General features: G+C 63.1%; 6 protein-coding genes and 1 tRNA gene. All 7 read left to right on the forward strand.

Annotation, left to right across the window (positions count from 1 at the left end):
- On the forward strand, positions 1 to 1271 hold a 1271-nt coding region (locus IRZ12_RS14675; protein ID WP_296469832.1), incomplete at its 5' end, for a DNA translocase FtsK.
- 38 nt (positions 1272 to 1309) lie between these two features.
- On the forward strand, positions 1310 to 1984 hold the full coding sequence (gene lolA, locus IRZ12_RS14680) for an outer membrane lipoprotein chaperone LolA (protein WP_087783353.1): 675 nt from the start codon (positions 1310 to 1312) through the stop codon (positions 1982 to 1984).
- A gap of 12 nt (positions 1985 to 1996) precedes the next feature.
- Positions 1997 to 3319 (forward strand): replication-associated recombination protein A, encoded by a 1323-nt coding sequence (locus tag IRZ12_RS14685; protein WP_087783246.1) that lies wholly within the window; start codon positions 1997 to 1999, stop codon positions 3317 to 3319.
- A gap of 155 nt (positions 3320 to 3474) precedes the next feature.
- Positions 3475 to 4797, forward strand: coding sequence for a serine--tRNA ligase (serS, locus tag IRZ12_RS14690; protein WP_087783245.1), 1323 nt, complete (start codon positions 3475 to 3477; stop codon positions 4795 to 4797).
- Positions 4798 to 4868: 71 nt separating this feature from the next.
- The gene (locus IRZ12_RS14695; protein ID WP_087783244.1) at positions 4869 to 5045 is read left to right on the forward strand and encodes a DUF1328 family protein; all 177 of its coding nucleotides are present in this window, start codon (positions 4869 to 4871) and stop codon (positions 5043 to 5045) included.
- Positions 5046 to 5134: 89 nt separating this feature from the next.
- Positions 5135 to 5225: transfer RNA gene (locus IRZ12_RS14700), tRNA-Ser, on the forward strand.
- 343 nt (positions 5226 to 5568) lie between these two features.
- Positions 5569 to 6030 (forward strand): hypothetical protein, encoded by a 462-nt coding sequence (locus tag IRZ12_RS14705; RefSeq protein WP_296469855.1) that lies wholly within the window; start codon positions 5569 to 5571, stop codon positions 6028 to 6030.
- Positions 6031 to 6111 lie beyond the last annotated feature (81 nt).

The raw sequence follows: 6111 nt of genomic DNA on the forward strand, positions 1-6111 counted from the left end.
TGGCCAAAGACCTTGCCCGGGCGCTCAGCCTAGTCAGCATACGGGTGGTGGAAACCATACCCGGCAAGAATTTGATGGGGCTGGAGCTGCCCAATGCGCGGCGCCAGACCGTCAAATTGTCCGAAATCCTCGGCTCGCAGACCTATCACGGCAGCTCCTCGGTCCTGACCATGGCCCTGGGCAAGGACATTGCGGGCAAGCCGGTCGTGGCCGATCTGGCCAAGATGCCGCACCTGCTGGTGGCCGGTACCACGGGCTCGGGCAAGTCGGTCGGCATCAACGCGATGATCCTGTCGTTGCTGTACAAGGCCGATCCGAGCCAGGTGCGCCTCATCCTCATCGATCCCAAGATGCTCGAAATGAGCGTCTACGAGGGCATCCCCCACTTGCTCGCGCCCGTCGTGACCGACATGCGCCAGGCCGCCAATGCGCTCAACTGGTGCGTGGCGGAAATGGACAAGCGCTACCGGCTGATGAGCAAGCTCGGCGTGCGCAACCTGGCCGGCTACAACACCAAGGTGCAGGAGGCCATCAAGCGCGAAGAGCCTATCCCCAACCCCTTCTCGCTCACGCCCGAATCGCCCGAGCCGCTCCAGCCCCTGCCCATGATCGTGGTCATTATCGACGAGCTGGCCGACCTGATGATGGTGGTGGGCAAGAAGATCGAAGAGCTGATTGCGCGGCTGGCGCAGAAGGCCCGGGCCGCAGGCATCCACCTCATCCTCGCCACCCAGCGCCCCAGCGTGGACGTGATCACCGGCTTGATCAAGGCCAACATCCCGACCCGGATATCGTTCCAGGTGTCGTCCAAGGTGGATTCGCGCACCATTCTCGACCAGATGGGCGCCGAAACGCTGCTCGGACAAGGGGATATGCTCTACATGCCGCCCGGCTCGGGCCTGCCGACCCGGGTACACGGGGCTTTCGTGAGCGACGACGAAGTGCATCGCGTGGTCGAACAGTTGAAGACCCTGGGCGAGCCCAATTACGAGGAAGGCATTTTGGAAGGCATCGTCGAGGGCGAGACGGGCGACGGACTGACCAGCGTGACTGGAATGGCGGACGCCGAGTCCGACCCCTTGTACGACCAGGCGGTGGAAGTCGTGCTCAAACACCGTCGGGCGTCGATTTCCCTGGTACAGCGTCATTTGCGCATTGGTTACAACCGTGCCGCCCGCTTACTCGAGCAAATGGAGCGTGCGGGCATGGTGTCGGCGATGCAGTCCAACGGCAACCGCGAGATCCTCGTGCCCGCCAGCCAGGGCGAATAGCGGTCATGCCCGCCGCGCTGCGCTACGGAGAATCCTACATGACACCTTTTCCCCATACCGCCGTCCGGTTCGCGCGTTTCTTCGCGGGGGCGGGCTTGGCTGTACTGCTGGCCGCCCCGACACTCGCCTGCGCGGGGGCCATCGACCAGCTGCGGGCGTTCGCGGGCAACACCCAGGCCGCTCGCGGCCAGTTTTCCCAAGTCACGCGCGGGGCATCCGGTCAGGCCGCGCCCGTGCAGTCCGGCGTGTTTTCCTTCCAGCGCCCCGGGCGCTTCCGCTGGGAAGTCGCCAAGCCCTATGAACAGTTAATCGTCTCGGACGGCAAGCAGTTGTATCAATACGATCCGGACCTGAACCAGGTCACCGTGCGCCCGGTTGGCGAGGTCATCGGGTCATCGCCCGCGCAGATCCTGTTTGGCTCGGGCTCGCTCGAGCAATCCTTCGAGCTCGTCGAGCAGCCCGAGCGCGATGGACTGCAATGGTTGCGCGCCACCCCGAAAAGTCCGGACGCCGGCTTCTCGCGCATGGACATCGCCTTCCAGGGCGGCCTGCCCGTGCGGCTGGAACTGCATGACGCATTCGGCCAAACTACGGCCATCACCTTCAGCGGCATTGAGCGCAATCCTCCCTTGCCGCAAGACGCCTTCCGTTTCACGCCGCCGCCCGGCGCGGACGTAGTGCGCATGGACGGACAGCCAGCCGGCCAACGCTGATCGGAGCGGCGCATGTCCGATCTTTTTCCAGACGACGCTTCTTCCGCATCGGCCCCCGGCGCATCCGCGCCGTTGGCCGAGCGCTTGCGGCCGCGTTCCCTGGACGAGGTGGTCGGGCAGAGCCATCTTCTGGGGCCTGGCAAGCCGCTGCGCGTGGCTTTCCAGTCGGGGCGGCCGCATTCGATGATATTTTGGGGGCCGCCGGGCGTGGGCAAGACCACGCTCGCGCGCTTGATGGCCCATGCCTTCGATGCCCAGTTCATCGCCATATCCGCGGTCCTGGGCGGTGTCAAAGACATCCGCGATGCGGTCGTCGCGGCGCAGGCGGCCCAGCAGAAGGGGCGCCGCACCATCCTGTTCGTCGACGAGGTCCACCGCTTCAACAAGGCCCAGCAGGACGCTTTCCTGCCATACGTGGAGAGCGGGCTTTTCACCTTCATCGGTGCGACGACGGAGAATCCCTCGTTCGAGGTCAATTCGGCCCTGCTGTCGCGGGCGCGGGTCTACGTGCTGCAGTCGCTCAGTGCCGACGAGCTTAGGCTGCTGATCGCCAAAGCCATCGCCATGCTGGGCGACGTCGAGTTCGACGAAGCGTCGCAGCAGCAGCTGGCGGCGTGGGCCGACGGCGATGCGCGCCGCGCCATCAATGCCGTCGAAGTGGTGGCAGAGTCGGCGCGTGGGGCAGGACGCACCAAGGTCGACACGGAATGGCTGGAGACGGCGCTTTCGCAAAACCTGCGCCGCTTCGACAAAGGCGGCGACGCGTTCTACGACCAGATCAGCGCCTTGCACAAATCCGTGCGCGGTTCGGACCCCGATGCAGCGCTGTACTGGTTCTGCCGCATGCTCGACGGGGGCGCGGATCCCCGCTACCTCGCCCGCCGCATCATCCGCATGGCCGTCGAAGACGTGGGCTTGGCCGATCCGCGTGCGCTGGACATCGCCAGGGCAGGGGCCGAAGTCTATGAGCGCCTAGGGTCGCCTGAAGGCGAACTGGCGCTCGCGCAGGCCGTCGTCTACCTGGCATGCGCGGCGAAATCCAACGCGGTCTATACCGCCTACAACGCAGCGCGGCGTTTCGTGGCCGAGCACGGTACCGCGCCGGTTCCCATCCACCTGCGCAACGCGCCCACCAAACTGCTCAAGCAATTGGGCCACGGCAAGCAGTACCGCTATCCGCACGACGAGCCACATGCCTATGCGGCGGGCGTCGACTACTTCCCCGAGGGCGTGCGGGCCACGTTCTATCAACCGACCGACCGCGGGCTGGAAGCCAAGATCGCCCAGAAGCTCGCTTTCCTGCGCGAACTGGACAAGGAAGCGAAGAAGGGTTGACGCGTTCGGAAAGGGCTCCGGCACTGGGTCCCAGCCTGCGGCCTTGGCGTCCATGGGCTGAGCGTTTCCGGGGAGGCTAAAATGAAAGATTCATCGCCGGGGGCTGCGCCCCCAGGCGGCGTCATCCCCCTTATTTTCTCACCACGGCTTTTCCCATGCTCGATATCGCTCTGCTGCGCAAAGACATCCAGGCAGTGGCCGCCCGGCTCAAAGACCGGGGCTACACGCTAGACCTCGATGGTTTCAACTCGCTCGAGTCGCGGCGCAAGTCGGTGCAGACGGAGACGGAAAACCTGCAGGCACGGCGCAATATGCTCGCCAAGCAGATCGGCATGCTCAAGGCCAAGGGCGAGGACGCATCCGCCGTGCTGGCCGAATCGCAGGCCATTCCGGCCCGCCTGAAAGCGCTGGAGGAAGAGCTCGCGAACATCCAGCGCCACATGCAGGCGCTGCTGCTCGCCGTTCCCAACCTGCCACACGCCAGCGTCCCGAACGGCGCATCCAGCGACGACAACGTCGAAGTGCGTCGCTGGAGCCCCACCGGTGCCGATCCGGCGCCGTTGCCCTTCGAACCCAAGGATCACGTGGCGCTGGGCGAACCATTGGGCTTGGATTTCGAAACCGCGGTCAAATTGTCCGGCTCGCGTTTCACGCTCATGCGCGGCCCCATCGCACGGCTGCATCGCGCGCTTGCGCAGTTCATGCTGGACGTCCAGACGGGCGAGCACGGCTACACCGAATGCTATACGCCGTACATCGTTAATACGGCAACTTTGGTGGGCACCGGCCAACTGCCCAAATTCAAGGACGACATGTTCTGGGTCACGAAAGGCGGCGAGTCGGTCGACGAAAACGGCAATCCGGTACCTCGGGAAGAGCTTTATCTCATCTCGACGTCCGAGATCACGCTCACCAACACGGTCCGCGGCGAGATTCTCAGCGCCGATGCGCTACCCATCAAACTGACCGCCCATACGCCATGCTTCCGCTCGGAGGCGGGTAGCGCCGGTCGCGATACGCGGGGCATGATTCGCCAGCACCAGTTCGACAAAGTCGAGATGGTGCAAATCGTTCATCCCGAGCGCTCTTACGAGGCGCTGGAAGAAATGGTTGGCCACGCGGAGAACGTCTTGCGCAAACTGGAACTTCCGTATCGCGTGGTGCTGCTGTGCACTGGCGACATGGGATTCGGCGCCGCCAAGACGTACGACCTCGAAGTCTGGCTCCCGGCCCAGGGCACGTATCGCGAGATTTCGTCAGTGTCCAATTGTGAAGCCTTCCAGGCTCGGCGCCTGCAGGCGCGCTTCCGCAACGCCCAGGGCAAACCGGAACTCGTGCATACGCTCAACGGTTCGGGCCTCGCAGTAGGGAGAGCCTTGGTGGCCGTGCTGGAAAACTATCAACAGGCCGACGGCAGCATCGTCGTGCCCCAGGCACTGCGGCCGTACATGGGCGGCTTGGAGCGACTCACTCCGTAACAATCGCGGCGCGCGGCCCGCTAACGCCTAGGCTAGGGTAGATGCATGTTCACCCCCGGGAGGAGCTAGCCATGCTGAAGTGGGCATTGATATTTTTCGTCATTTCGATCATTGCGGCGCTGTTCGGATTCACCGGCATCGCCGCGGGCGCGGCCGCCATCGCCAAGTTCCTGTTCTTCTTGTTCCTCATCCTTTTCGTGATCTTCCTGGTCTTGGGGCTGACGGTATACAAAAAGATCACGGATTAGCCTTGCGGAGACAAACCACCCTGTTTCGTGCTATAGTTTAGGGCTGTTGTCTGGTTCGCCACGACCCAGGCAAGCGCCCTAAGGTGCACGGAGAGGTGGCAGAGTGGTCGAATGTACCTGACTCGAAATCAGGCGTACGGTTTCCCCGTACCGTGGGTTCGAATCCCACCCTCTCCGCCAGTTTTACTAAAAAAATCAGGCAATTACGCCGCCCGGCCAGGCGGCGTTTTTGTTTCCACTGCCATTGATCTGGCCTGCCGTGGACGAGACGTGACCACGTTTGCGTGCGTGGCCAGGTAACTCTCTCGCGAGATGGGCATACTTCCGCACCATCTCTATCGTCTCCCACCCTCCGCTTCCTTCAGCCTCACCAGGGGGAGTTCCAGCATCCACGCGCCAGCTCGCCCGCGTGTGGCGCCGGCCGTGCACCCTGAAGTCCTCGCCCCCCGCCTGCCGTCGAGGATCGCTCAGCCCATCCGGCGCTGAGCAGGATGGGGTGTTCCCTCATGACAGGGCACCGACCATGAAATACGATCCCCGCCGGGGGGGGCGTATGGATCGTTTCATTATCGGCATGGCCTATGTCGTCGGGGGAGCGGCGCTGGTCGCCGTTTGGTCGGCTGTGTTCGGGTGGCATAGGGAAGCGGCAAACACCGCGGCTGCCTGGATTCAGGCCGTTGGCTCCATTGCTGCAATATATTGGGCCGGAAGAATAGCTCGTCAGCAAACTGAAGCGCGACGGAAGCAGGCCGCTGAAGAACGCGTGATGCAACTTCGCGCCGCAGGGGAAATGATTGATGTTTTCCATGGAGCTATTTGCAAGGCGGTCGACGCAATAGAGGGCGAGGAGTCGCTAGCTAATCGCATTCATGAAGCTCATCTCAGGGTGCGGCCCATGCGTGTTGCAGAAGAAACGATGATGCGCATTCCTTTTCATGAGCTTCCGTATGCAGTGATTGCCCGTCCGGTGTTGCGCGCAGAGTAAAAATGAGCCACGAAGTGCAAAGTAAATCTGAGCCACTTTTCCGTAAAGTGAGGCCTTTTTGCGCGAAGGCCCACCATGCTT

Origin of the sequence: Pigmentiphaga sp. (genome assembly GCF_019689535.1) — a bacterium.
Classification (GTDB): Bacteria; Pseudomonadota; Gammaproteobacteria; order Burkholderiales; family Burkholderiaceae_B; genus Pigmentiphaga.